At 49.5% G+C, this 25,588-nt stretch carries 23 protein-coding genes; 8 read left to right on the plus strand and 15 right to left on the minus strand.

Annotated elements, in window-relative coordinates; all coding sequences use genetic code 11:
• Positions 1-82 precede the first annotated feature (82 nt).
• The 4 genes from ACYVK4_RS07110 to ACYVK4_RS07125 all read right to left on the minus strand — a co-directional run bounded on the left by ACYVK4_RS07110 (position 83) and on the right by ACYVK4_RS07125 (position 4,576).
• Positions 83-1,567 carry an AAA family ATPase gene (locus ACYVK4_RS07110; RefSeq protein WP_461126798.1) on the minus strand — a complete coding sequence of 495 codons (1,485 nt, stop codon included), beginning with the start codon at positions 1,565-1,567 and terminating at the stop codon, positions 83-85.
• A gap of 319 nt (positions 1,568-1,886) precedes the next feature.
• A complete protein-coding gene (locus ACYVK4_RS07115; RefSeq protein WP_461126799.1) occupies positions 1,887-2,177 on the minus strand; it encodes a helix-turn-helix domain-containing protein in 291 nt (96 codons plus the stop codon).
• A gap of 94 nt (positions 2,178-2,271) precedes the next feature.
• On the minus strand, positions 2,272-3,111 hold the full coding sequence (locus tag ACYVK4_RS07120; RefSeq protein ID WP_461126800.1) for a hypothetical protein: 840 nt from the start codon (positions 3,109-3,111) through the stop codon (positions 2,272-2,274).
• A gap of 13 nt (positions 3,112-3,124) precedes the next feature.
• Positions 3,125-4,576: a tyrosine-type recombinase/integrase gene (locus ACYVK4_RS07125; RefSeq protein ID WP_461126801.1), complete on the minus strand. Its 1,452-nt coding sequence runs from the start codon at positions 4,574-4,576 to the stop codon at positions 3,125-3,127.
• 319 nt (positions 4,577-4,895) lie between these two features.
• On the opposite strand from ACYVK4_RS07125, the gene ACYVK4_RS07130 reads away from it, so the two are divergent.
• Positions 4,896-5,150 carry an IS3 family transposase gene (locus tag ACYVK4_RS07130; protein ID WP_461126802.1) on the plus strand — a complete coding sequence of 85 codons (255 nt, stop codon included), beginning with the start codon at positions 4,896-4,898 and terminating at the stop codon, positions 5,148-5,150.
• Between the two features lie 34 nt (positions 5,151-5,184).
• Here the strand turns inward: ACYVK4_RS07130 and ACYVK4_RS07135 are convergent, their stop codons facing one another.
• The 6 genes from ACYVK4_RS07135 to ACYVK4_RS07160 form a co-directional block, all read right to left on the minus strand.
• Complete coding sequence (locus ACYVK4_RS07135) at positions 5,185-5,640, minus strand: response regulator (protein ID WP_461126803.1); 456 nt, start codon at positions 5,638-5,640, stop codon at positions 5,185-5,187.
• A gap of 120 nt (positions 5,641-5,760) precedes the next feature.
• Entirely contained in the window at positions 5,761-6,009 is a 249-nt protein-coding gene (locus ACYVK4_RS07140; RefSeq protein WP_461126804.1) for a hypothetical protein, read from the minus strand.
• Positions 6,010-6,185: 176 nt separating this feature from the next.
• On the minus strand, positions 6,186-6,674 hold the full coding sequence (locus tag ACYVK4_RS07145; protein WP_461126805.1) for a YciE/YciF ferroxidase family protein: 489 nt from the start codon (positions 6,672-6,674) through the stop codon (positions 6,186-6,188).
• Between the two features lie 191 nt (positions 6,675-6,865).
• The gene (locus ACYVK4_RS07150; RefSeq protein ID WP_461126806.1) at positions 6,866-8,224 is read right to left on the minus strand and encodes a family 1 glycosylhydrolase; all 1,359 of its coding nucleotides are present in this window, start codon (positions 8,222-8,224) and stop codon (positions 6,866-6,868) included.
• Between the two features lie 168 nt (positions 8,225-8,392).
• Positions 8,393-9,649 carry a sensor histidine kinase gene (locus ACYVK4_RS07155; protein WP_461126807.1) on the minus strand — a complete coding sequence of 419 codons (1,257 nt, stop codon included), beginning with the start codon at positions 9,647-9,649 and terminating at the stop codon, positions 8,393-8,395.
• Between the two features lie 219 nt (positions 9,650-9,868).
• Positions 9,869-10,351, minus strand: a complete 483-nt coding sequence (locus ACYVK4_RS07160; RefSeq protein ID WP_461126808.1) for a response regulator — start codon at positions 10,349-10,351, stop codon at positions 9,869-9,871.
• A gap of 869 nt (positions 10,352-11,220) precedes the next feature.
• Here ACYVK4_RS07160 and glf point away from each other — a divergent pair.
• A complete protein-coding gene (gene glf, locus ACYVK4_RS07165) occupies positions 11,221-12,342 on the plus strand; it encodes a UDP-galactopyranose mutase (protein ID WP_461126809.1) in 1,122 nt (373 codons plus the stop codon).
• A gap of 94 nt (positions 12,343-12,436) precedes the next feature.
• On the opposite strand, the gene ACYVK4_RS07170 is transcribed toward glf, so the two are convergent.
• Both ACYVK4_RS07170 and ACYVK4_RS07175 read right to left on the minus strand, forming a co-directional pair.
• Positions 12,437-12,799 carry a hypothetical protein gene (locus ACYVK4_RS07170; RefSeq protein ID WP_461126810.1) on the minus strand — a complete coding sequence of 121 codons (363 nt, stop codon included), beginning with the start codon at positions 12,797-12,799 and terminating at the stop codon, positions 12,437-12,439.
• A 60-nt stretch (positions 12,800-12,859) separates the two neighbouring features.
• Positions 12,860-15,145, minus strand: a complete 2,286-nt coding sequence (locus tag ACYVK4_RS07175; RefSeq protein WP_461126811.1) for a T9SS type A sorting domain-containing protein — start codon at positions 15,143-15,145, stop codon at positions 12,860-12,862.
• A 121-nt stretch (positions 15,146-15,266) separates the two neighbouring features.
• Here ACYVK4_RS07175 and ACYVK4_RS07180 point away from each other — a divergent pair, with 121 nt between their 5' ends.
• The 4 genes from ACYVK4_RS07180 to ACYVK4_RS07195 all read left to right on the plus strand — a co-directional run bounded on the left by ACYVK4_RS07180 (position 15,267) and on the right by ACYVK4_RS07195 (position 20,952).
• Positions 15,267-16,592, plus strand: coding sequence for a UDP-N-acetylmuramoyl-tripeptide--D-alanyl-D-alanine ligase (locus ACYVK4_RS07180; RefSeq protein WP_461126812.1), 1,326 nt, complete (start codon positions 15,267-15,269; stop codon positions 16,590-16,592).
• A 27-nt stretch (positions 16,593-16,619) separates the two neighbouring features.
• Positions 16,620-17,285: a GDSL-type esterase/lipase family protein gene (locus ACYVK4_RS07185; protein WP_461126813.1), complete on the plus strand. Its 666-nt coding sequence runs from the start codon at positions 16,620-16,622 to the stop codon at positions 17,283-17,285.
• 170 nt (positions 17,286-17,455) lie between these two features.
• Positions 17,456-19,117 carry a beta-N-acetylhexosaminidase gene (locus tag ACYVK4_RS07190; protein ID WP_461126814.1) on the plus strand — a complete coding sequence of 554 codons (1,662 nt, stop codon included), beginning with the start codon at positions 17,456-17,458 and terminating at the stop codon, positions 19,115-19,117.
• Positions 19,118-19,365: 248 nt separating this feature from the next.
• Positions 19,366-20,952: a LamG-like jellyroll fold domain-containing protein gene (locus tag ACYVK4_RS07195; RefSeq protein WP_461126815.1), complete on the plus strand. Its 1,587-nt coding sequence runs from the start codon at positions 19,366-19,368 to the stop codon at positions 20,950-20,952.
• 132 nt (positions 20,953-21,084) lie between these two features.
• Here the strand turns inward: ACYVK4_RS07195 and ACYVK4_RS07200 are convergent, their stop codons facing one another.
• From ACYVK4_RS07200 to ACYVK4_RS07210, 3 genes are all read right to left on the minus strand, one after another.
• Positions 21,085-21,348 (minus strand): hypothetical protein, encoded by a 264-nt coding sequence (locus ACYVK4_RS07200; protein ID WP_461126816.1) that lies wholly within the window; start codon positions 21,346-21,348, stop codon positions 21,085-21,087.
• A 311-nt stretch (positions 21,349-21,659) separates the two neighbouring features.
• Positions 21,660-22,151, minus strand: a complete 492-nt coding sequence (locus ACYVK4_RS07205) for a GNAT family N-acetyltransferase (RefSeq protein WP_461126817.1) — start codon at positions 22,149-22,151, stop codon at positions 21,660-21,662.
• Positions 22,152-22,155: 4 nt separating this feature from the next.
• Positions 22,156-22,650 (minus strand): MarR family winged helix-turn-helix transcriptional regulator, encoded by a 495-nt coding sequence (locus ACYVK4_RS07210; RefSeq protein WP_461126818.1) that lies wholly within the window; start codon positions 22,648-22,650, stop codon positions 22,156-22,158.
• Positions 22,651-22,890: 240 nt separating this feature from the next.
• On the opposite strand from ACYVK4_RS07210, the gene ahcY reads away from it, so the two are divergent.
• Positions 22,891-24,201, plus strand: coding sequence for an adenosylhomocysteinase (gene ahcY / locus ACYVK4_RS07215; protein ID WP_461126819.1), 1,311 nt, complete (start codon positions 22,891-22,893; stop codon positions 24,199-24,201).
• Positions 24,202-24,417: 216 nt separating this feature from the next.
• Positions 24,418-25,566, plus strand: a complete 1,149-nt coding sequence (locus ACYVK4_RS07220) for a hypothetical protein (protein WP_461126820.1) — start codon at positions 24,418-24,420, stop codon at positions 25,564-25,566.
• The last annotated feature ends 22 nt before the right edge of the window (positions 25,567-25,588 follow it).

The following is a 25,588-nucleotide window of genomic DNA, read 5'->3' on the forward strand; positions in this document are numbered from 1 at the left end:
GCTAAACTATTCTGGCAGGATTGAAATGAAGGTGCTAACTGCCAAAGGGCTATATAGGAGCTTGGCAGTTAGCAGGGTTCTCCTAGGCAATTGGAACGAGTTTAAAGAATTGGTCCCGGCCTGCTGTAAAATCAGCCAATTTTACTGCCTTGCCTTCCTCATCAAACATAATTGGATGATCAGACATGATAGTTTTCAACCTCTCCCGTATGGTTGCAATTGAGGCTTCAAACTCCGAACTGAGCGTCTTCCATACTTTATTTTTTGGTAACGGGCCTTCTGATAGAAGACTTACCAGACGATCCGCAACGTCGTCCACATCAGCCTTATTTTTACGCTGGTTTGTATGCCTTGCCACTGCGTCACTTTCCGCTAATAGTAAGCCATTTGTCTCTTTGCTGAATTGTAGATATAAGGGGTCTGGTTTCTTACCCCGCCGTAGCTTGAGATAACGCAGTCTAATTAGGTCGGTGTCATTCCCGGTGGTGTCCTTCTCAAGACCAATTTGTAGTACGGTACTGGCTTTGTTAGCGGCCTCGGTTCCTGTGTGTCCTCTGGCCTTTTCAGTGCCGGGGTTCTGGTGAATAACCAGTAAAAAAGTAGCGTTGTAATTGTCGCAGAGGTTGCCTAAAAAATCAAATAGCTTCATTGATTCTTTAGGGTCGTTAAAGTCGCCTATCGCATCGGTTACTACATCAATCAAACAGAACAGATGTAGACTCGTCTGGTCACGTACGTGATGAACAAACGTTTCAATAGCGGTGAAGCGATCTTTGCGCTCTTCACCTTTGATTGAGGTAAATCGAAAGTTTTCGGGGGTTTGGTCTAACCGGTATCCAGCCCGTAGTTTTATACCCTGGACAGCATAGGGCAATTCCTCCGTTAGATTACGTTCCGTGTCGATGTAGCAAGCACAGAAGCGTTCAAGTGCTGCTCGTACGAAGCCCAGGAATTGCGGGTCTTGTTTTTCATTGGTCGTCAGCATCAGAGCCGCTAGCAGTTCAGCTAGTCGGGATTTATGAGAACCGAAAGCCCCTTGAATTATATTAACTGTTCCTCGCCCGATGATACCTATCTCATCGCGGCGTATCAGAGGAGGAGAAAAAATAACGTTTTTCGTTGCAGCATCACTTAACGCTCGTTCCTTCTTTAGCAGCCGTTGCAAAATAGGCAGATGTTGGGCGTTCTGTTTTTCTTCATTATATCGCTGCTGTTGCTGATTTGACGTTTCACTGTAAGGATTTGATGCTTGATCTTCCTCTTCAAAATTTACATTCGCAGTTCCGGCAAGTTCCTCATCAGTCATAGAAAATATCGGGGGCTGGTCACTATGTTTTTCTTGGTTTTGCTTACCCATGAAAGCAACTATTGCCTCCTGCTGGGTCTTCATCCTGCCAAATCTCGTAATACGCTTTTTGGCGGCTGATTCACCTGAAAATTCACAATAAGGTTCTTTCCAGGTTGGGTTGATCAAGACCCAGATATACCCATTGGCTGCCGTAAATTGGTGAGGAGGTATTATGGCCTGCTTAGATTGGTTGTGCGGCTCTTTCGACGTAAATTGCATTGTCTTTAAGAAGTTTTAAGGGTAGTTGGCTATGGGAGCCGCTACCCTTTTTTTATGAATATTCTTTAACACACAGTCTTAAGCCAAGCCTCTAAGCCTGCCAAATCTTGGACAATGTAGAAGCAGCCTCTTTCGCTTGGGACGGTTGTATGTTCATTTGAATGTATCGGAGGTAGAATAATCCGAAACTGCTTTATGCCTTTCTCGCAACGTAAGGAGAATCCGTAATCTAGTTTTTCGAGAAGCCAGATTTGGGCACCAATCGCTTTAATTAACTTGGCACAATCCGTGACGTATATAGGCCGATTGCTGTCTGGTTTCATGCCCCCCTGCCCTCGCCTGCTTTCACATAATCGGCCAACTCGGAGACGAAAAAATACAGTCGCCCGAACCTTTTTTTGTGAGGGATCTTGTCAATATTTTGATAAACGGTTTGACGAGAAATACCAAGAAAGTCTGCGGCCTCGTTAACGCCTACCGGCTTATTGTTAGATGGAAGAGAAGTTTCTTGAGGCTGATCTATGAGGAGCCTTCTAAGCTCGCTAACCTCGCATGATAGTTGATAAACGGCAGTCGGCAGTTGATCAAACGTAAGGGGATTTTTTTGCATCGGTATAATGTCTGAACCGACACAAAGAGAATAAACAAAAAATATCCCAATCAAGGATCGGGATATAGATGGGATACAGAAACTTTATTGCTGCTCAGGTTTTGTTTAAATCTTTACCCTTCAAGTGGTTTAGAATTGTTGATTGTGTTAGTTTATAGATTTGATCATCCGTTTTTCTTTGGAAATGTTGACATATCCATTTAGCAAATGCAGTTTTAGTAGATTGGGTGCATCCACTCGTGTAGGCTTGATAAAATACCTTACCTAACGTGTTCTGCTGGCAGTTCGCTGTTATCAGCACGTGAGTTGATTTATTATTGATTAGGCCAGATAAGTCTTTCCAATCAACCTCATCTACGTATGGTGTCAAAGCATCAATAAGTTTAGCGCGAGCATCGTTATTAATAAACACAGCAATTTGCCCCTTCTCTAGTTTAGGCGCTGGGGTTAGATTCATGCCATATCTATATTTCAACTCTTCAAACTTAGGTTCGAGAAATTGGCGGGCTGTTCCTGCCCAAATGTAGAGCCGGGTAAAGTCAATCAAGGATAAGTTTTCGATACTAGCAAACCATTCTTTGTACATCTTTTCAGGTGATAGCTGTTCGTTTTTTTCTGGATGATTTCGATTCCAGGCCGCTAACTCATCGTTTAAATGCCGCTCCATATCCCGTTTCTTTTGGTCAACAACCTGCTTATTTCTATTAATAAATTCCATTGACCACATTGTCCATGTTAATCGTTGTTCCCGTAAAGTGGAACTTGGCATTGTCATACCAGTAGCATATCCAAAGGATGGTAATTGTGGTAAAGTTGATAGATCAGGACACGGCAATATCTCCTTCCGATATAAATCGGTCCACACTCTATTTAAAACCTGCTTTGTGGCTTCTTCAAACAATTTTCTTAATAAGCCAGTAGGGACGAATGGCATTTGGTAAGGTTATTTACAAGGCGTTTAGAAATGCTTTTGCTTCCTCATCATCGAATGAGCCTAAATAACTCTCCGTTGTTTTGAGGTTGGTATGACCAAGTGATTTAGAGATAAAAGCAAGCGGGACTTTACTCTTTAGCAGGCTAGTCGCAAATGAGTGCCTAGCTGAGTAGCTGTTTGTATCCCCTTCAATACCTAACTGTTCAGCAATTTTTCCCATCCATTTGTTTGTCATTTTGACTGTCTGATGAATAGCCTGCTTCTTTTGGCGGTCGGTCATGTCGTCTGATAGGAACGGGAAAACGTATCCATTGGTCCGTTTGTCTGCGGTTCCCCACCGTTCAATAATGGCAAGGGTTTCGGGCCGTAAGTGAGCCACGATATAAGTTTGATTCTGCTTTTTACTACGGGCGGTCTTCTGGCGAACAAAACTTAGTTTACCCTCTTTAAGATCAACACGCCCCCAGGTCAACCGGCAAACGTCGGTTAAGTTAGCCCCGTTACAGAAATAAGAAAATAGCCATAGATCATGGCTTCTTTGCTCCATTGTTCTCGGTATAGGTTGGTAATTCTTTATCTGTTCAATGTCGGCTTTGGGGAGTGCTTTCTTGGTATTGGCTCCGGCTGGTATCACGTATCGATTACGACCGAAGGGGTAGGCATCCCGGCTCATTAACCCGGCTTCTATGGCATCATTGACAACTATACGGACACGGTTCAAATAAAAGCCAATAGTGGTTAGGCTGGCACCTGTTGCTACCTTCAATTTACTCTGCGGGGCTTTACCGTAGTGTTGCATCCAATGTTCGTAGGTAGTTAGAAAATTGGGCGTTAGATGCTCGAACCTCAACACGGCGACGGGCCGGGTTTGTTTGCTGTTACGTGGAACGGGAATATTTAGAAACTCTTTACGTTTGGCATCAGTAAACGAATCCACAAACCGCTGTAGTGATTTAGCTGCATACTCAAATTGGTCAGCATGTCCAATTCGGTCGGCCTTAGTCATACTCTCAGACTTGGCCAGCAACGCGGCTATGAGGTCAGTTTGTTCAACGGGTTTCTCTTTCTCCTTACCGTAATTAGCAAGCGATTCGGCAAAGGCATCAAAAGTAAACTGTTCATCCAACTGACCAATGACAATCTGCGCCCGTTTAAGGTAACTTGTTTGTGTCTTACCGGTCAACTCATCTCGGAAAGTTTCGCCATATGTTTCATGCCAAAGCCTTATTTTATCCTCATCCTTTATCCGGTTATCTAATTTGTTTTTACTGCTTTGTAAAAACTCCCATTCGGCTAATGTAGCCTTGCGCCCGGTACTAATTAGCCGTTGCTTTCGGTCAAGACAAACAAGCCATTTGATTACGCCTTGACCATCTTTACTTGCTCTTTTATCAAAAAAAAGATTAACTGTTGCCTTGCTCATCGTGTATTGCAAGTCATGAGTAAGTTGCAATACAACTTGCAATACAAAAATACAAAATCAACGCATAAGAGCAATAAGCAGACGAAAACTATTATCTATAACTAACTAGTATACAGCGTGTTTATTTAATATATATAAAGATAAGGTATCTAGGAAAAACCTATTAGGACATCATTCGTAATGAAGGGGTCGTAGGTTCAAGTCCTATAGGAGGCTCTTAATTATCAAGCACTTAACTTAACTGTTGAGTGCTTTTTTTATTCTGTTGCAATACGGGAACTGCTAGATTTGACTGGTCATGAAGGTAAGTCTCTTTTAACTTGGTGAACCATACTATGCTGGTCATCACTTTACCAGGCTGTTGAAAACAGTCGTTGGTTTTGCAAAGCATGAACGGAAAGGCAGCTGCCGCTTCGGCGGCCCGATGGGAGAATGCCGTGGGGAAAGCTTCTTAAAAAGCCTAAAGTCTGCGCTGGTTTATCAACAGGATTTTCAGACCCAGGCCATGGCTAACCAAACCATCTTTGAATATACTGACGTGTGGTACAATCGCCAACGTAGGCATTCGGCTCTAGGCTACCTTTCTTCTTTTGATTCTTACCAACAGGTTGCTTAAAGATTTGCCCAGTGTTTCAGTGCAAGTCCACTTCTTAACTCCGGCCAATTGTCGTGCTGTCATCCCAGTACTGATGCACAGTATCCAAAAAAGTATCCCAGTCAGTATAGAACAGCGGTTTGACCAGAAAGCTGACATTTCGCCCTGTCACCTGCTGCCGATCGAGCGGATTGGTGGACGAACTCATCACAACAACGGGTAAATGGCTTAGCCTGGAATCGGGGGCCTTAAGCGTATTCAGTAACGCTAATCCATCTTCAACGTTAGGCATATATAGATCCATCAGTATCATGCGGGGGAGTAATCGCTGATCAACTAAACAGGCCTGAAGATGACTCAATGCCGTTGGTCCATTAGCGGCATGGCGCGTTGGTACATCCGGCAAGGCCCGCTTTAAGGCCCCATTCAATATTCTCCATATATCGCCCTGGTCTTCAACAACCATCATCCAGTCTACCTGATGCCCTACATCCATAACACAAACATTCACAACAATACTCTATAGCTTAAAGAGTTTGCCTTCTGAATTGTGTATAAGTAAATTGTTTAATGAGGCAACGGATAGCCTAAAAAAAAGGCGCTCCCCGAAGGAAACGCCTTTGATAATCCTTTAACTATAAGGCGGTTTGCCAATGTCGACTTTCCCATCGGCATTCCGGTTTGGGTGAGTCGTAACGGCATCCGAATCGTTGTCGATCTCATCTTCATCCGATGGGCTGATATCCAACCCACTCAGGGGTGTATCCTCGGGGGAATCGTTACCGGGCAGAGTGGTAGCTTTATCGGAGCGGTCGCCCAGGCCCGCGGGCGAAACGGCCTGCTTGGCCCGAATGATGGCTTCTTTTTCTTCGTCTTCCATAACTTTATATGTTGAGTGTTGGCATTGATTTACCTGATTAAACCACGGGCAGCACTAAAAGTTTGGGTGTCATCCAGACAGAGGGTACCGCCCATGAACGCTTTCACTCAAAAATGTCAGGGATGAGCAAATCGGCTTACGTGCCTCTGCTTACCCCGACCGCCTACCTGAATAATTTATTCCTGAGCGGCTTTCTGGTTCACCGAGCTGGTGGCAATGCCAGTCAGTTTATCATCGGTCGATTTCTCTTCCTGTAAAGTCGTTTCCAGCAAATCGGCCACCTGATCCTGACCGGCCTGCTGCGCCAGCGTACGAGCCGTGCCGTAACTGGCAATTTCATAATGCTCCATTTTTTGAGCGGCCCCAATGATAGCGGCATCGGCCAGGGGGCCATCTTCGAGCTGAGACAGCAGATCCTGTGCTTCTTCGATCAGCCCCTGCATGGCCATACATGTTTCGCCGTCGGGCTCGATACCTAACTGCTGCGCAATCTGTTCCAGCCGGGCTACCTGCCCTTCTGTTTCACGCTGGTGGACCTGAAACGCCTGCCGTAGCTGGTCATTTTGTACCCGCTGCGCTAATTGAGGCATTACTTCCAACGCTTGTTTTTCGGCGGAGTACAGATCCTGGATCGTATGCTCCATGAATTCGTCCATTGTTTTCATAACTGCATAATCAATTTACACGAGCTTATTGGCCTATATACTGATCACTTAACCGGTACTATCCAGGGGAGGTTAGCCAAAAAAATCGACGAGTTAGGTAGCGGTCTGCCGTACAGGCAAGCCCATTTCGAGGGGTGCTCCAGCCGCTTGACACATGCCCATTCGATCGCATCAACAGGCATATGGCTCGTTCATTGTGCTAGAGAGACCGTCTTTTTTTGAGGCATCGACAATGTCTTGCCGGGTTGCTCTACCTGCCACCAGCCCAGACCGGGCGGCACCAATGACTCAACAGGTTCTCCAGCCGCCAGTCGTCTGATCATCGTCGCCAGTGCTGTTGGCTCAGGACAGCCGCTGCTGACATTGAATGCTCCCGGCTCATGAATATTATCCCGACGGGTAAGCAGGCAATGCCAGTCGAAGAGACCCATCAAGGCCCAAACGGATACGGCCTGTACGTCGGCCCCCTGCGTATTTGCCCATTCAGCCTGTTGCCAGATCTCGCCCAGCCACCGCATCTGCTCCTCGGGGTAATCGCCGAGGTGCGCTTCTGTTACGACTATGGGCAAGCGGTAGCGCTGCCAGGCCTCCAGCAGCAACCCACCCAACCCGGTGCGTTTGTCGGGAGCAGCTCGTACTACCTCCGTGTCGGCGTAGCGGTGGTATCCATTGCCCCCGTGTAAATGGTTGGGATAATACTGAAGTCGGTGATCCAGGTATCGCTCACTCGTTACGTAATGATTGACACCGATGACGGAGGGCGGACAGGCATGCTCGACCAGAAACCATAGATCAGCCTCCGTGGCCCCCGACTGACGCAGGTAGTCCCAGAAAGGATGGCCGGGCGTAACCCGGCCGCAAAGCAAATCCCAACTCAGCCATCGGCGTTCATTTTCCAGCTCCGCCTGGTAGCGCAGCGTAGCGGTACTGTGCGTCTTGCCCAGATCGTCGGTTTGAATAAGTTGTGCATCGGGCCGCACCGTTCTGATCGCAGCCATCGCCCGGACGGTGGCCCGGCATTCGCGGAGCAGGAGGTCTACAAAAGCCCTGTCTGACTGCCCATGCGGATACCAGTGGCCATACAGCCCCCCGAAGCGGGCGGTTGTCAGAGGCTCGTTGATGGGTGTATACGCATCGACCCACGGGTATCGCTCGGCAACGTGCCGGGCGTAGCGGGCGAGTTCATGCTCAAAAGCCGGTTGGTCGTAGGTAGCGTAACGGGGACCACAACCGTGATGCACCAGCCCGACAACGGGGCGAATACCCAACTGCTTCAGGTGGTGTAAGCGCTCATCGGGCCAGGTCCAGTCCAGCGCATCGGGCTGATGGGGGGCCGTTCGTTCCCAAAGAACAGGATACCGCAGTGTCTGGATGCCCAGATCGGCGATCAGGTCCAGATCATAAAGCCGGTGATGATGTCCGCTGCGCTCTACCTGATCCTGGTATTCCTCACCAACCCGGTTAACGGTACATTCGAGCCCACCCCATAAGGCTGGCCGGGTTTGCTGGGGCTTATTTGATGTCCATTGGATACTTTTTCGACTGCTCATCAGAGTTGGCAGCAATTGCTCAACAGAGCCTACCTGCACTTTGGTTAGGTACACTCAACCCTAACCCGTCCGGGTCCGTTTCGTTCTATGGTCAGCTAGTGAGGATATGGCCTGTATTACTCTAAAAGGGAACTTCACCCCAGACCACTGTGCCACACCGGCCCTTGGTCAACTGTCCCACTTAATGGGCAGACGAACCCGAAACAGCGTGCCAACCTCCGGCTTTGTTTCAATATCCAGGCTGGCTCTTAACAACTCACACAGTCGCTTAACAATAGACAGGCCGATGCCCTCGCCGGTAGACGTTACGTTCGCCGTCGTTTCCGTAGGTGCTGCCTGCGGCACCTCCTCGCCAAAACCTGAGGTTGAGTCGATCGTTGGCGTTAGAGCCTGCGCTATACCGGACGCATTCCCGGTTGGTAACCCTGGTCCGGTATCCTGAACACTGATGAACCATCGGTAGTCGTTCTCCCGGCTCCAGGATACCGACACGAGTCCCGAAGCAGTATGCTTAAGGGCGTTTAACACCAAGTTCTGGAGAATACGCTGAATCAGTACGGAATCACTTTCAATCTCCAGTCCGGAAGGACCGTCAATAATTAACATAAGTCCCTGTTCATGGGCCATGGGTTGGTATGCCGCTAACTGGGTGCGAATTAAATCGGCGACATCAAACTGTTTTATGTTCACCTGCTCCTGCCCCGCTTCCAGCCGGGCCAGATCCATAAGCTGAACCACCATCTCGCGGACCGAGAGTAGGTTGCGGTTCAGCATATCCTGCATCTGCTCCCGCTCTGACTCACTCATACCATCTGTCTTGAGCAGATAAGCCGCCGAGTTAATGAGCCCGAAGCTGCCCCGCAAATCGTGGGACGATGCTCTGAGCAAATCGCTCCGCTGGCGGGTCAGGTCATTCAGCCGCTCCAGGGCCCGCTCCAGCGTATATACCCGTTCATTGGCCGCCATCTGCTGCAAAGAGGTATACTGCTCAACGCTTCCATCAATGGTCTGATCGCTAAACCAGGCAATCAATTCATAAGCCACGGCCATCACGTGTTTATCGACCGACTCCCGCAGCATCCAGTACTGCCGCAGCTCGGCCATCAGTATCTGGTGAAGAAACTTCATCTCTCCCAGCAGTTCGTGCAGGTCATACCCTTTGTGCCATCGGTGCAGTCCATGTTCGGCGGCTCTGGCTTTCACATCGGGCTCGTCGGCGGGCGCGCGCAAACGCTGGTCAAGCAGATTGAGCATGACCGGCACTTTGTCGTTAAACTCCTCCCGGCTCAAGGCCATGGGGGTATGCAGCGAAGGGTCGCTTTCGCAGGCCATTCGCCAATTAGCCAGTATGGCTTCCCGACGCGCAAATATATACGTGGCCAGCTCACTTAGTGGAGCCGATAAAAAGTCTGAAGACGTGAGCATACTACTATTCTGGCGTTTGGTAGTGCAACTCAACTGAACATAGTATCGCTACCAGGCCAACAGCTGAGTAGTGGTTGCTCAAAGATAGTAAAGTGAAATAGCTTTTAGTTTCTATAGGATAAATAGAATTCTTACACTTCGGTAGGCAGGGAGGTATCCGGGCTGACATGGAGTTATACTAACATCGTCTGCCAGCCTGGCCAGAAATTTACAGCAGCGCTATAAGGTGTATTGCAGCGGGGGTAAACTAACCGTTTCCCACCAATAGGTACGTAACTCCTGGAAGTAGGTAAGCCAGTCCTCAAAACTACCGGGCTTGACCAGATAGGACGATACCCCCAGTTCATAGGCCTTCATAATATCGATGCTGGAAGTCGATGAACTCAGCATGACAATGGGCACCTGGTTGATGGGGGCGGGCATCTTTTTGATCTGCTGGAGAAGTGTCCAGCCAGCTTCGGCTTCGGGCATGTACAAATCCAGAAGTATCTGTTTAGGCACCTCCCACTCCTGATATTGCCATTCCTCCAGCAGTGCCAATGCCTGAGCGGACGAAGCGGCCCGTTCTACCGTCACTTCAGAAAGGACCTGTTGAATAGCCTTCTGGATTAATCGCCAGTGGTCATCACTGTCGTCAACGACCAGTATTTTAGCGAGCTTGAAATTGGCTTTAATTTTTGCTTGATCAATGTTGTTTTTCATAGTTCAAAGAGGGCTAATTAATGAGTAAAGTCTTCGTAATCTATATTTGTTTGATAGACTATTATTTTTTTTCACCATTATTTCCCGGCCCCACATCGATCCATAATACCCGGCCAGTCACAGCAAGACTGACCGAAACCCACAAGGGCGCATCCTGACCCAAAAAATTCATTCATCCAACCTAAACAATAGTCACATATCACTGATTATCAATAAGTTAAAAATCTCACTATTCACAAGTTTTAACATCTACGCTGGTGACTAACTTAAAGCCCTGTCTACCAACGCGAAAGACCCGAACATTATAAAGACTTCGCCCGGCACCGACCCCATCGAACACCCACCGCAAAATGATCAAATACCGACGCCAGCAACATCAGGCGAACCATTGCCTCACTTTTCCCAAAGGTTCTTAGCCGCAATCAGTCATTTCTGGTTATTATCATGTAAGCTGGTAAGGGTAAATAAAACAGGCAATTAAGTAGGGCCTGTGCTGAGTTAGGGGTTATTTTACGGCTTACGCTTTATGTGGACATCACGTCAATCCGGTCAGATATCCATTTGGCTCATTCGCAGAATCCATAAACAAGCTGAATAGCCATTTATTAAGCGCATACTTCAGCCTTTGAGCCATCTGGTTTGGTTATCTTATCAGCGTTGCTCACTTTTGTACAGGCCATTTCTGTCTTTATTTGCCTGCGTTCGTACAGCTTCGACGGTTTTCTTTGCAGATGCTTTCTATCGATGGTCTTTTCCGGCTATCTGTTTGTCTAACCGACAGTTCGCGGTGACGTAAATGAAGCTAGCTGCTGGAAGTTTACCGGTTTACCCGGATTCATTTTTCACTTAAAAGTTACTTTTTATACAGTATGCATTTCGATTATGTCATTGTTGGCGCTGGCTTTGCCGGTAGTGTGTTGGCCGAACGTTTAGCAACGCAGGCTGGCAAAAAAATTCTGCTCATTGACAAGCGGCCTCATATCGGTGGTAACGCATATGACTGTCTGAATGAAGATGGCATTCTTATTCACCAGTACGGACCGCACATCTTCCACACAAACTCCCCCGAAGTTGTCACCTACCTGTCGCAGTTTACCGAATGGCGTCCTTACGAACACCGGGTACTGGCTTCGGTCGATGGTCAGCTGTTACCCATCCCCATCAACCTGGATACCGTTAACAAACTGTATGGTTATTCATTTACATCAGAAGAACTAGCTGATTATTTCGCGTCGGTAGGCGAGCCGGTGAAGGATATACGGACGTCCGAAGACGTGGTTGTGAGTCAGGTGGGCCGGGATCTATACGAGAAATTCTTCCGGGGCTATACCCGCAAGCAGTGGGGTGTTGATCCGTCGGAACTCGACAAAATGGTGACCTCCCGTATTCCAACCCGAACCAATCAGGACGATCGTTACTTTACCGACCAGTTTCAGTGCATGCCGCTGCACGGCTACACGAAAATGTTCGAAAAGATGGTCGATCACCCCAATATTCAGAAGATGCTCGGCACCGACTTCAAAGAGGTGAAAGATCAGCTTTCGTTCGATGCCCTGATCTATACCGGTCCTGTCGATGAGTACTTCGATTACTGCTTTGGTAAACTACCCTACCGGTCGCTGCGGTTCGACCACCAGACGGTCGATGTAGCCGACTACCAGCCCGTTTCGGTTGTTAACTACCCCAATGACCACGCGTATACCCGGATTACGGAATACAAAAAACTAACGGGTCAGGAACACCCCAAAACGAGCATCACGTTCGAATACCCGCAGGATGAGGGCGATCCGTACTACCCGGTCCCACGCCCCGAAAACGCAGCCCTCTATCGCCAGTACAAGCAACTGGCCGATGAGCAGACCGGCGTTCACTTTGTAGGTCGACTGGGTACGTACCGCTACTACAACATGGATCAGGTGGTTGCGCAGGCGTTGACGCTTTACAAAAAGCTGGTCGGCGCCGATTCCCTTCAGGAAGCCATAAACGCCTAGGCGATTTAGAAAGGCCCTCAAACAAAGAAAGTCCACTTCATGAAGTGGACTTTCTTTGTTTGAGGAAAAGCTGATCAATAACCTGCTTTACTACTTAATAGCGTTCGTTTCCTTCTTCTTCCTCTTCTTCAAGTTCGGTGATCTCTTCGTCGATATCGTCGTCTGACAGATTCGTTACCGGATCGTCCACAAACTCATCGAACTCTTCGTCGTTCGAGACCTGATCGGTAGCATGGCGGGCTGTAGCGTTATCCGTGTAAAGAAGCGTATCGGACGCTTCATCGTCGCCGGGGTTCATGATATCCGGCTCATTATTGACACCCAAACCAGCATAGACAACGGCATCTTCCTCGTTGTCATTTTCGGGCATATTGGTGTTTTGGGGCGACATGCCTTCCAGTGGGCCACCCGAATTTTCGTCGACTCGCTGCTGATCGGAGTTATTGGTATTTTCCATAGTGGTTTAGTCGTTGTTGTCTGTTTATCACTAACCACTGCCGGCAAAAAGAGTTTTCAGTTATTTCCAGACAACCACTTTCTGTATCTGCGTGGGTCGATTATCGACCTGAAGACGTAACAGATACGTTCCATCGGCCAGATTGCCCAAATCAAGGATCGTTTCTTCATCGACCTTAACGGCTTGCACAGGCACCATCACCTGACCGGACAACGACACGAGTTCGATACGCCCGGTATAATGCGGCCGAACGGTCAGGTACCGGTCGGTAGGGTTCGGAAACACCCAGGGGCTGGTAGGCTCCTCCTCCGGAATGGCCGTTACAACGACCTTTTGCGAGGTATTTTTCAGATACCGCAAGCCCCCTGCCGTACTGCCAATCATCAGATCGGGCAGTTGGTCGCCATCCAGATCAGCGGCCGCAGCGATCAGGCCTCTCCCCGGCAAGCCAATGGCCGCCAGTGAGTCGATCAGGGTAAACGACTGGCCCGCATTATCGGGGAATTGGTATACCCGAACGGTACCGTTGTCGGCGGCAGCAATCAGCTCATTTTTCTGATCGCCATTCAGATCCGCCACGACGAGCGAGCGGGCGCGGGCATAGATGTAATCGTCGGTGGTGATACCGCCAAATGTCTGATTCTGCAGTTGAAAGGTTGGGCTGACGGCTGTTCCGGCGTTGCGGTAATAGAGGATGGTGCCGGTGCTGTATCGGCTAATCAACAGGTCGGGTTTTCCATCCCGGTCCACGTCGGTAACGGTCAGCAGATCGGTGGGGCCCAGCAACGACCGGACTGGCCAGAGCAAGGCACTCGCGAGCGTGTACTTCGCAGCGGCCCCTTTAGCCGCCGAGTTGACCAGCACGCGAACCTGAACCTCGCTGGCCCCCGTCCCCATGACGACCAGATCCATACTCCCATTGTTGTCTACATCCGCAAACGACGGCACCACATTGGTCAGGCCCAGCGACTGCATGCCCAGATAGTCGGTTGTGACGAGGGCGAAGGCCGGATTCTGGGTTGTGCCTTTATTCTCAAATTGCCAGATGCTGGCGCGGTAGGCCGAGCCCAGCCCTACACCGCCGTAGCCAACCAGCATATCCATGTCGCCATCGCCGTCCAGATCGGCCAGTGCGGGGGCGGCACGCTCGCCAAAATCGAGCATATCGCTCTGTAGAAAATCTTTTTGAACAAGCTGAAAATTCGGTTTCTGCGTGGTGCCGGTATTTTTATAAAACCAGCCCGATGCCCGAAAATCGAAGGCGCGGTTTTCGTTCAAACTCACGTTAGGCGACGCCAGCAGGTCTTTCTGGCCGTCGCCGTCGACGTCTTCAAAATAGGTGGCCGGAAAGGCGGGGAACAGAATCGGATTACGCGCCGGAAATAGACTGTCGTAACTCGTAAAGTTCGCGCTGACGCTATTGGGGCCGGTATTACGCAGCCGGGCAATGTTTTCACAGCTCACAAAACCGAACAACAGGTCTTTATTTCCATCGCCATCGGTATCTACTACGGTCAGCGTATTACCCGTATGCATCGGTCTGGCCCGGCCTGGATTGGCCCCGCCTGGATTGGCACGGCCTGGATTGGTAGAACTGGTCTGTGCGGCCACCCGACCGCCGGACCCATCATCGCATTGAATGCCGAAGGTAAAATCGTTGCAGAACTCTTTATGGAAATGTCCCCAGCACTGGTTACCGGTGCGCATGAAATCCAGCCCTTTTGTGCCGGTACGCTCAACGCTCATGTTCTGCTGATAGGCAATGATGTTTCCATCGGCATCGAACGTAATGATGTCAATATCGCCATCGTCGTCGTAGTCAGTAATGGCAGGCAGATCGAGGGTCGTAATAAACAGCGTTTGCGACCCGCTGAACCCGACCGTTCTAAGTGGATTGGCCGCTACGTTAAACGCCACAGCCCCGCCCTGCGACTCATTATGATACACAGCAACACCTTTATCACTATTGGTAAATATGTCTTTTCGGCCATCGCCGTCATAATCCACCAGCAGCATCCAAGCATACATAACCGCCGGAAAAGCCGCTTCGTATTCGGGTGCGTATTGCCAGGCGATGCCGCTTCCAATTGGGTTGTCGATGGCGATGAAGGTGCTGACCTTGTTAGTGCTTCGGTCAAATACGGCCAGATCGTCGCGGTTGTCGCTATTCAGGCGAAGGGTGGAGTACTGCGTCGTATTCAGCCCACCCACCCACGGATTAAGCAGAGCGCGGCCATTCAGGCTCACCGTAGGACTTTGGTCGTATCGAAAGGCAATCTTCCCGGCCGACTGAGCGAACGTAAACAGGGGAATTACTAAAAAACAAAGCGTAAATAGCTTTTTCATCTATTTTTGGGTGTCGCTTAACCGTAACGAGTGCAGCCGTTTTTCGCAACCAACAGCCGGAAAATGGATTATTGACGCTTGGTACGGCTTTGCCAATACAAAACGACGAAACGGTCCGAATATGCTGTCAACCGAACAACTCTACCATAAATTTCAGGAATGCACCGGGGTTTCGACCGATACCCGGCGAATTACACCCGACTGTTTATTCGTCGCCCTCAAAGGAGACAATTTCAATGGCAACCAATTTGCCGAACAGGCACTGGCTTCAGGGGCCCGCTATGCGGTTGTCGATGACCCGGCTGTAGCGGAGAAGGACCCCTCCCGCTGCCTGCTGGTACCGGATGGCCTGACGGCCCTTCAGGATCTGGCCCGTCACCACCGGCAAACGTTCACCTTTCCGGTTATTGGACTCACCGGCTCGAACGGCAAAACGACGACGAAAGAGCTGATTGCGGCTGTTCTGTCGAAAAATTACCGCGTTTACGCCACGGTGGGCAACCTGAACAATCACATTGGTGTACCCCTAACCCTGCTGTCGCTGAACGAACAGCATGAGATAGCCATCATTGAGATGGGAGCCAACCATCAGAAAGAAATAGCGTTTCTCAGCTCCATTGCCCAACCCTCACACGGTCTGATCACCAACATCGGCAAAGCCCACCTCGAAGGATTCGGCGGTATTGAAGGGGTTCGGAAAGGCAAAGGTGAGTTGTACGATTACCTGGCTCAGAACGCCAGAACGGTCTTTATTAACTCGCGCGACAAGACCCTGACGGCCATGTACCGCGAACGGCTGAAAGACATACGCTCCGAAACGACCTTCGCCGAAGCCATTTTCTACCCGGCGGCTGAGCCGGATGAGTCGCCCATTTCGCTGGTCAGCGAATCGCCGGTGGTGGTTTTCAACGATGCGTCGGGCCACGAAATCACGACGCATTTGCCCGGCCGCTACAACTTCGACAATATGCTGGCGGCTCTGGCCATCGGCGATTATTTCGGCGTATCGCCCGAGGACGCCAACCGCGCCGTTGCCGATTATAACCCGACCAACAACCGCTCGCAGCACATCACCAAAGGCACCAACACGGTGCTGCTGGATGCGTATAATGCCAATCCAAGCTCAATGGCGGCCGCTATTCAGCAATTTGCGGCTACACCCGCCAAACGCAAAGCCGTCATTCTGGGCGACATGTACGAACTCGGCGACGAAAGTGAAGCGGAACATGCCGCCCTGGGCAAACTGATTGCCGACAGTAACTTCGATCTGGTTATCCTGGCTGGAAAAGACATGCATTATGCCCTTGGCCACCTCCCCAAAGCCTATTACTTCCCCGACAAGTTTTCGCTACACAACTGGATCATGGACAACCCCATGACCGACACGCACATATTAATAAAAGGGTCGCGGGGCATGAGTTTAGAGTCGGTCGTGCCTTTCCTATAGGACCCTCGTTATTTAGTGTTCTATACTATGAAAATTTGTTGGCTTATCAGCTTAATCAGTATTGGTATATGGTCGTGCGGAAAAGCGCAGACAACGACAGCGGACCGTCCGTTCGAAGCCGAAATTCGTGCCTTCGAGCAAGCCGACAAAGTCTCGCCCCCACCCCAAAACGGTATTGTTTTCACGGGTAGTTCGTCCATTCGGCTATGGGAAAACCTGTCTGGCTACTTCCCGAACAAACCGCTCATCCAGCGGGGTTTCGGTGGTTCTGAGTTGAGCCAGGTGCTCCTCTACGCCGACCGGATCATTACGCCCTATCATCCCAAACAGGTGGTGTTGTATGCGGGTGAAAATGACATTGCCACCGGGAAGCAAACGGGGCAGCAAACCTTCGAGCGGTTTGTGGCCCTGTTCGAACACGTTCGTCAGAAACTGCCGAATGTAACCTTCACCTTTATTTCGATCAAGCCGAGTCCTTCACGCAGGCAGTATTTCCGGGAGAATGCCATTGCCAACCAGCTCATTAAAGCGTATTTATCTGAACATAGAAATACCCAATTCGTCGATATTCGGCCGGTTATGCTGGGTGCCAACAAACAACCGATACCTACCCTCTTCAAGCCCGACAGCCTGCATATGCTACCGGCAGGTTACGAACGCTGGGCCAGTGTATTAGGCCCTTATTTGAAGTGACCATTTGACATGCTGGCGCGAGCATACGCTCGTGCTTTTTTATAAAGTCGGTATTCACTGACGCAAGCGAACCGGAACGCCGGACCGGCTTGCCAAACAAAAGGCACGAGCCTATGCTCGCGCCAGTCTGCCACCTAACCGCAAACCCTATACATAAACCCTTCTCCTTCATGAAAAAATCGATTCTCCTACTGATCGTTTTATGCCTGGCGTTTGAGTCCGGCTACGCGCAGACGAACACGTATGCCATTCTGCCCAAGCCTTCGCATCTGGAAGCACAAAAAGGCACATACACCTTACCGGCCACGCCAGCAATCGCGGTTCAGTCAACCAATCCCGAAGTGCGCCGGATTGCTCAACTGCTGGCCGACCAGCTAGCCAAAGCCACGGGCTCAACACCGACTGTTAGCACGGGCAAAGCGGCAAAAGGCATTTCGTTTGTCGATGCAAAAGGCAAGACATTAGGGTCAGAAGGCTATTCATTGGTGGTTTCGCCCAAAGGAATCACCCTTTCGGCTGCGCAGCCGCAGGGCTTTTTCTATGGGGTACAGTCGCTGATGCAGTTGATGCCAGCCGCCATATTCAGCCCCACAAAAGTAGATGGTGTTGCCTGGACAGTACCCGCCTGTACTATTGAGGATACGCCCCGTTATGGGTATCGGGGGTCGATGCTCGATGCCGGGCGGTATTTCTATCCGGTGCCCTTTATCAAAAAATACATAGACCTGCTGGCCCGTCACAAAATGAACACCTTTCACTGGCACCTGACCGAAGACCAGGGCTGGCGGATCGAGATCAAAAAGTACCCAAAGCTTACCGAGGTTAGCTCCATCCGACCAAAAACGATGGTGGGCCACTACCGCGATAAGGTCTACGACAACAAACCCTATGGCGGCTTTTATACCCAGGACGAAGTACGTGACGTGGTCAAATACGCACAGGAACGCTTCATAACGGTCATCCCTGAAATCGAAATGCCGGGCCATTCGGTAGCCGTACTGGCCGCTTACCCGGAACTGGGCAGCAACGGCGATAAAATTCTGACGGTCTCCCCAACCTGGGGTGTACACGACGATGTGCTGTTTCCCCGCGAAGAAACCTTTACGTTTCTGGAGAACGTGCTGACCGAAGTGATGGCCCTCTTCCCAAGCCAGTACATTCACATCGGGGGCGACGAATGTCCGAAAACGCAGTGGAAGCAAAGCCGGTTTTGTCAGGCGCTGATGAAAGAGAAAGGACTGAAAGATGAGCACGAACTGCAAAGCTATTTTATTCAGCGCATCGACAAGTTCGTTACGTCAAAAGGCCGCCGGATCATTGGCTGGGACGAAATTCTGGAGGGTGGCCTATCGCCCAATGCGACCGTTATGAGCTGGCGCGGTATTGCTGGCGGTATTGCCGCTGCCCGCCAAAACCACGATGTGATCATGAGCCCCACCACTTACTGCTACCTCGACTATTACCAGGCCGACCCCAAAACGCAACCCGTTACCATTGGCGGTCTGTTGCCCATCGAGAAAGTATACAGCTTCAACCCTTCAGTAACCGACAGCCTCACGGCCGAGCAGGCCAAACATGTACTGGGCGTACAGGGGAACGTCTGGTCGGAATACATGCCTACGACGCACTCGGTGGAGTACATGGCCTACCCACGTCTCATTGCCGTGGCCGAAACCGGCTGGACACCGCAGGAAGCCCGGAATTTCGATGATTTCAGCAAGCGGCTGGAAGTACACAAAAAGCGTCTGGATTACCTGAACGTCAATTATTTCGGTGCCCCGATCAACAACACGTTCCAATACGTATGGCCGAAAGAAACGGCGAAGAAGTAACTGTTTTAAACACAGCAGCACAGAGAAGACAAAGACAATAAAACCACTTTATATTTTCTGTGCTGCTGTGTTTAATTCTTGCCACTAAAGTATATAGTCACAGATTAGTTATACGAATACTGATACAATAGAATAACCACTTCATTTAGTAAAGTCAGCTCCATCATTCAGTTTATTCTTCGCCCGGAATACCTTTAAATTATTATCAATAATTTTCTTACGATACTTTAAATAAAATATGTAGTAGCATGTCAAGTATTGCCAAATACGTTATCATTTTTATTTTATCCTGCTTACAAATAGATTCATTCGCCCAGGTTGACATTCAAAAAGGTTTATTAGCCTGTTTTTCGTTTGAAGGCGCAGCAATAGACGTAACTGGAAACAGACACGATGGCGTTTTAAAAAATGTAAAGCTTGTCCCTGATCGGTGCGGAAAGGATAATTCAGCCTACCTTTTTGACATCAATTCTGAAATTGAATTACGAAATCCAGCCTCTTTGGCAACACCACAGTATTCTTATGCACTTTGGGCAAAAAGCACCCGGAATCCGCAGAGTGGCGAAGTCCTGGTTTTATTTTCAATTGGCTCGCCTGGGGGAGATCAAAACATGTCAAACAGCAATAATTCGGCGACAAATGGACCTTGCATTGGTTGGGCTGGCTGGGGATATAATACCAACAGTAACACCAGTTCTTTTTGCCTGAACACGCAGGGGTACGCCCCGGTCCTAAATCAATGGTACCACGTTGTATTTACGCGGGACAATAAAGAAAAGAAGCTATACATAGATGGCAAATTGGTTAATACTTCTCCCTCCAATGATAATGCCTATTATGGATCAGGCGTCTTAAAAGCTAAAATCGGAACCCGAAATGCCAATGAAGGACAACATTATTTTAAGGGAGTTATTGACGACCTGAGAATTTATAACCGGCCATTAAATGCAGATGAAGTTAATGCGTTATACAGCCAGCAGTGTCAATTTGTCAAACTGACTTTTCCTGCTTCTACCTGCAGCAATCAGAACATCACATTCACGGCTAACGGTGTGTCAAAAACTTACGCTCCTCGTTACCAATGGAAAGTGGATGACATAGCAGTAGCTGGTAAGGATTCCACGCTCAACTACAGTTTCCCATCAAAATCTTCTGATTATACCGCTAAAGTCACCGTTACAGTAGCTTATCAACTCGGCTGTAATGAAACCTTCCAGAGCACAGATGAAACTATGGTTAGTATCAGAAATTGTACTGGGACTAACCTGAAATGCAACCAGCCAGCAAAAATTCAAGCGTCCGATTTTTACTGCATCGACAACAGTGTGGTTTTTCTGGCAAAGGGTGCCGAAAAATCCCTCTTTCCTACTTATCAATGGCAGATAAACGATACTAATGTGGGCACCCAAACGACTGACTCCAGTTTTGCGCAAACATTTGTTCCACAAAGTACGGTGTATAGCATAAAAGTCGGCGTACTTGTCAACTATCAAAAAGGATGCTCTACTGCCAGTTCACCTGTCCGGGACGAAGCCATTATAGACATTAAACAGTGCCCCGGCTCTAATCAGACCGATGTCTTTTACATACCAACAATGTTTACCCCTAATGGAGATGGTATAAATGATACATGGGAGCTATTTAACATCGCGTCCAAACATCTTGACGTATTTATTTACAATCGATGGGGCGAACTGGTTTTTTATTCAAATGGCTACACAGTAGCCTGGGATGGCAACCGAAATGGTACGCGCTCGCCGGAAGGCCTATACACGTATCAGATTAAATCAGCTGATGGTTCCGTACGTACTGGCTCACTTATGCTTACCAGGTAGTATCATCGATGCTCCGCATACTAATGGGATTTTGTACGGTGTCATATAGCAGGGCTATTACTTTGCATCCTCAACACACAAGCCAGCAAAGAAATACGACATCACAAAGCCTCAACAAGTGCTGTCGATCAATCAATAAAATTCGTTGCGTTCCCCCGACAGAATGCGCTCTCTGCTGTTGACGCTGCTGCCGAAAAGTTTAATCTCCTTCAATACCACCCGCCCCGCTAGATCGTCGATGTACAGGACATCCGAAGGTACGCGTGGATTATTCTTGTCGCGATAGTCGACAAATACGAACGCAACGGGTAGAATATAACGGCCGTTGTAGTGAAGTTTTAAGGAAGGCAACTTTTTCAGAGCGGCAAGAATGGTTGGTTCAAAGCCATAATACATCCCTTTGTCACTGTGATTGAGAATAGCGATATCCTCAACACGCCCTTTATCTGAGACGGAAAAACTGGCAAAAACCCGCCCATACACACTTGCCCACTCCGCTTCGCGAGGGAACTTTAACCGACGAGATAAAACAGTTGTAAAAACAGGATCATTACTCAGATCGGCGCTACCTGTTTGAGCAACGCTAACGTGGCTGATAATTAAGAGGAGGAATAATCGTCAGTAACACATAACAGGACTGTTGACACGTAAAGAAGCTGTGTAGCCTACTAAGCGGTCAACGGCCTGTTCTTACTATCAACTGCTACTCACAACACCATCTCCATCCGAATATCAGCGCGGGCATAAGGTGTGGGAATGCTGGGTACTTCCCGGAAGCCAACGCTTTCATACATGGTGAGCGCGGGCGTCAGGATCCGGTTCGACTCCAGCCAGATCTTTTTAACACCCAGTTGACGGGCGTAGTCTATAGCAGCCAGACACAGTTTTTTGCCGATACCTTTGCCCTGGGCCGTTGGCGAAACGGCCATTTTAGCCAACTCAAACTCCGTTAAATCCTGCTCAGGGGTTCCGTGGTCCGGCGTCCCGGTGTTAACCATCGCAACACAGCCTAGTATTTCATCGCCGATTTTAGCTAAAAAAATTTGACCGTTGCGGGGTAACACATGAACTTCAGGGTAATCCAGCTGCTCCAGGTCATGCGGTTCAACGGCAAAATAACGGGAAATCCATTCGAGGTTCAGCCGCTTGAAATCAGCCTGGTACAGGGAAGAATAGGGAATGATGGAAACGTCGTTCATCGGCTTATGATTGGGTGGTTGTCTTTTTTAATTCGTCCTGAACACGGTCGTAAAAGTTTTTTTCGCTGAGCTGCGCTTCCATCTCCTGAAGCGATTGCAGAAGGTTATGCGTCTGCTGCGCCAGCATACGGCTGTTGACCGCGATAAAGGCGTCCCAGATAGGTTGAAGTTGGGGCAACATAGCCTGTCCGCGTTCGCTCAGGGTCAGCAGCCGTTTTCGACCATCGGTCTCCGACTTAGCCGACACAATGAGGTCGTTCTTTTCCAACTCATTGATGACCTGAATAACGGCCGGGTGCGTAATGCCCAGCCGTTCGGCAATTTCCATCACGGCAACGGGTCCCTGACGAGCTATCAGCACAAAAATGGTCGCCCAGCGCACGTCAAAATCCACCCCCGACTGCCGGTAGGTGGCCGTAACGGCCTGCCAATAAATATCACTCAGACGCCTGAGTCGGCTGGCAAGGGCCAACTCAGCCATATCGGCCATAAAATCCATAGTATGTAAGCAATTACGTAAGAACTTACATAGTTAATAGGGCGAAGACAAAAAGTCAAGTGTTCGCTTCTAACCAGCCCATTTATTTTCAGTAACTCTTTTCCACTCGCTAAAGTGGCTGTAGTACAGTAGGGAATCTGGTGCGCTATCCTTATTTTTGCATTTTAGAAAGAAATCAACTGGCTAAGAGAGACGTTATTACCACAATTTGAACGCTCTCTGGTATCTCTTAAATCAACTATGCAAACATCAACCTACGTCCCCTACAAGGTTAAGGACATCGCGCTGGCCGAATGGGGCCGCAAGGAAATTAAACTTGCCGAAGCCGAAATGCCGGGCCTGATGGCCCTGCGTGCTGAATACGGCCCATCGCAGCCCCTGAAGGGAGCGCGTATTGCCGGCTGTCTGCACATGACCATTCAAACGGCGGTACTGATCGAAACCCTCGTTGAACTGGGCGCCGACGTGACCTGGTCGTCGTGTAACATTTTCTCGACACAGGACCATGCCGCTGCCGCCATTGCTGCCGCCGGCATTCCCGTGTATGCGTGGAAAGGGATGAACGAAGAAGAATTCAACTGGTGCATCGAGCAAACGCTGTTCTTCGGCGAAGATCGTCAGCCATTGAACATGATCCTGGATGATGGTGGTGACCTGACCAACATGGTTTTCGATGTTTATCCTGAATTGATTCAGGGCATCAAAGGCCTGTCGGAAGAAACGACCACGGGTGTTCACCGCTTGTATGAGCGCATGAAAAACGGTACGCTGCACCTGCCTGCTATCAACGTAAACGACTCGGTAACGAAGTCGAAGTTCGATAACAAATATGGTTGCCGGGAGTCGCTGGTCGATGCGATCCGTCGGGCTACCGACCTGATGCTGGCCGGTAAAGTAGCGGTTGTAGCCGGTTACGGCGACGTAGGTAAAGGGTCGGCAGAGTCGCTTCGGGGCGCTGGCTGCCGCGTGCTGGTAACCGAAATCGATCCGATCTGCGCCCTTCAGGCGGCAATGGATGGTTTTGAAGTGCTGCCGATGGATGAAGCCGTTCACCGCGCTCAGATTTTCGTAACCGCAACGGGTAACGTGGGCATCATTAAAGGACGCCACTTCGAAGCCATGCGCGACAAAGCGATTGTCTGCAACATCGGTCACTTCGACAATGAGATCGACATGGCGTGGCTGAACGAAAACTACGGTCAGACGAAAAGCCAGATCAAGCCACAAGTGGACATGTACGAAGTAAACGGCAAAGAGGTTATCATTCTGGCCGAAGGTCGTCTGGTAAACCTCGGCTGTGCCATGGGTCACCCATCCTTCGTTATGTCGTGTTCGTTTGCCAACCAGACGCTGGCGCAACTCGAACTGTGGGCCAACTCAGACAAGTACGAAAACAAAGTATATGTACTGCCTAAGATTCTGGACGAGAAAGTAGCCGCTATGCACCTGGCTCACGTAGGTGCCAAGTTGGAGCCACTGGCGCAGGATCAGGCCGATTACATCGGTGTTCCGGTTCAGGGTCCGTTCAAATCAGAATTGTACCGGTATTAATCTGAACCACACGGGCGGCCCCGCAGGATTTCTAGGATTCATCTGATGAACACGATTTTTTCATTTCGTTTAGATAAAATCAAGCTAATCAACTAAATCCTAAAAAATCCCGCGGGGCCGCCCGTGCGGTTCAGACATCAAGCGCGACTTCGGAAACGGGGTCGCGCTTTTTTGCGTTAAATTTGTTAGTATTGACCCAAGAAGTAATTCCTCGACATGAACCGTCTGCTCCTCGTGCTTTTGTTGTGTCCCCTGCTCGGCTCCGCGCAGGCGACTATCGACACGCTGCACTGGAGCGCAACCCGACGTTTGCAACTCACTGATTTTCACGCGCCGATTCAAACGGGGCTGGGTGGTTCGGAATTTCATTATCAGATTGGCTACGAGGTTCACCCGACATCGGTCTGGAGCCCGCCCGCCATCGACGCGTTTTGCCTGATGTTTCGTAACTTATCCTGGGTGTCCGAAACAGCCCGCAACGAACGAACATTAGCCTATAACCAGGTTTTGTTCGATCTGGTAGAGATTCATACCCGGCTCATGAAGTCGAAACTCATCGCCCTGCCAACCGACCGGCGTTTTAAACAGCAGGCCACTCAGATCGAATACCTCACCAATGCCGAGCTAGGTGCCGAAGTAAACAAGTTCCGGGCCGAAACGGGTGGTGGCGACGATCTGCCGGCATTAAAAAAATGGCAGCTTCAGGTCGCACAGCGGCTCTATGAAACGCCCGATCTGGTAACTGCCTTCCATTCCTCAAAGATTGGCTACGGTATGTTTCTGGGCGTGGGCGGCATTGTGCCAACGGGACCGCTTGTGCAGACCCTTAACCCGGCGGCCGGGGTTGTCTTTGGCCTCGACATTGCCCTGAAGCGAACGATCATTTTGCTTCATCCAACCCTTTACAACGGTACGTTACGGTCTGGATTCTGGCATCAGAACCAACAGTGGGAAAAAGATATGACCGTTAGCTCAACGCTGTTCGAAATAGCTATGGGCCGTGTTATTACCGATTCTCCCCGCAGTCGGCTCATTCCCTATCTGGGCTATCGCCTGCTCGAATTGTCGCCACGGGATCGTACCGATGAACGATATAAGGGACTGGCACTGTATAACCACGCGCCAACCGCCGGACTTATGTTCGATATGAAGCTGGGCAACAATACCCACAAGCCCGATCGATCGGAAGATAGTTTCTGGTTCATACGAACAAAACTCTCCTACAGCCCGATGTTGGGAACAGCGTCTTTTTCGGGTAGCCTCATTAATCTACAGGTTAGCCTGGGCGGATTCAGCCGGATTCGAAAAGTGATTTACAAGCCTGACCATACCCTGATTCCCTTACCGGCAAATAACCTCAATTGACGTTCATGACCACTCGCGTAAA

The organism is Spirosoma aerophilum (assembly GCF_054782495.1).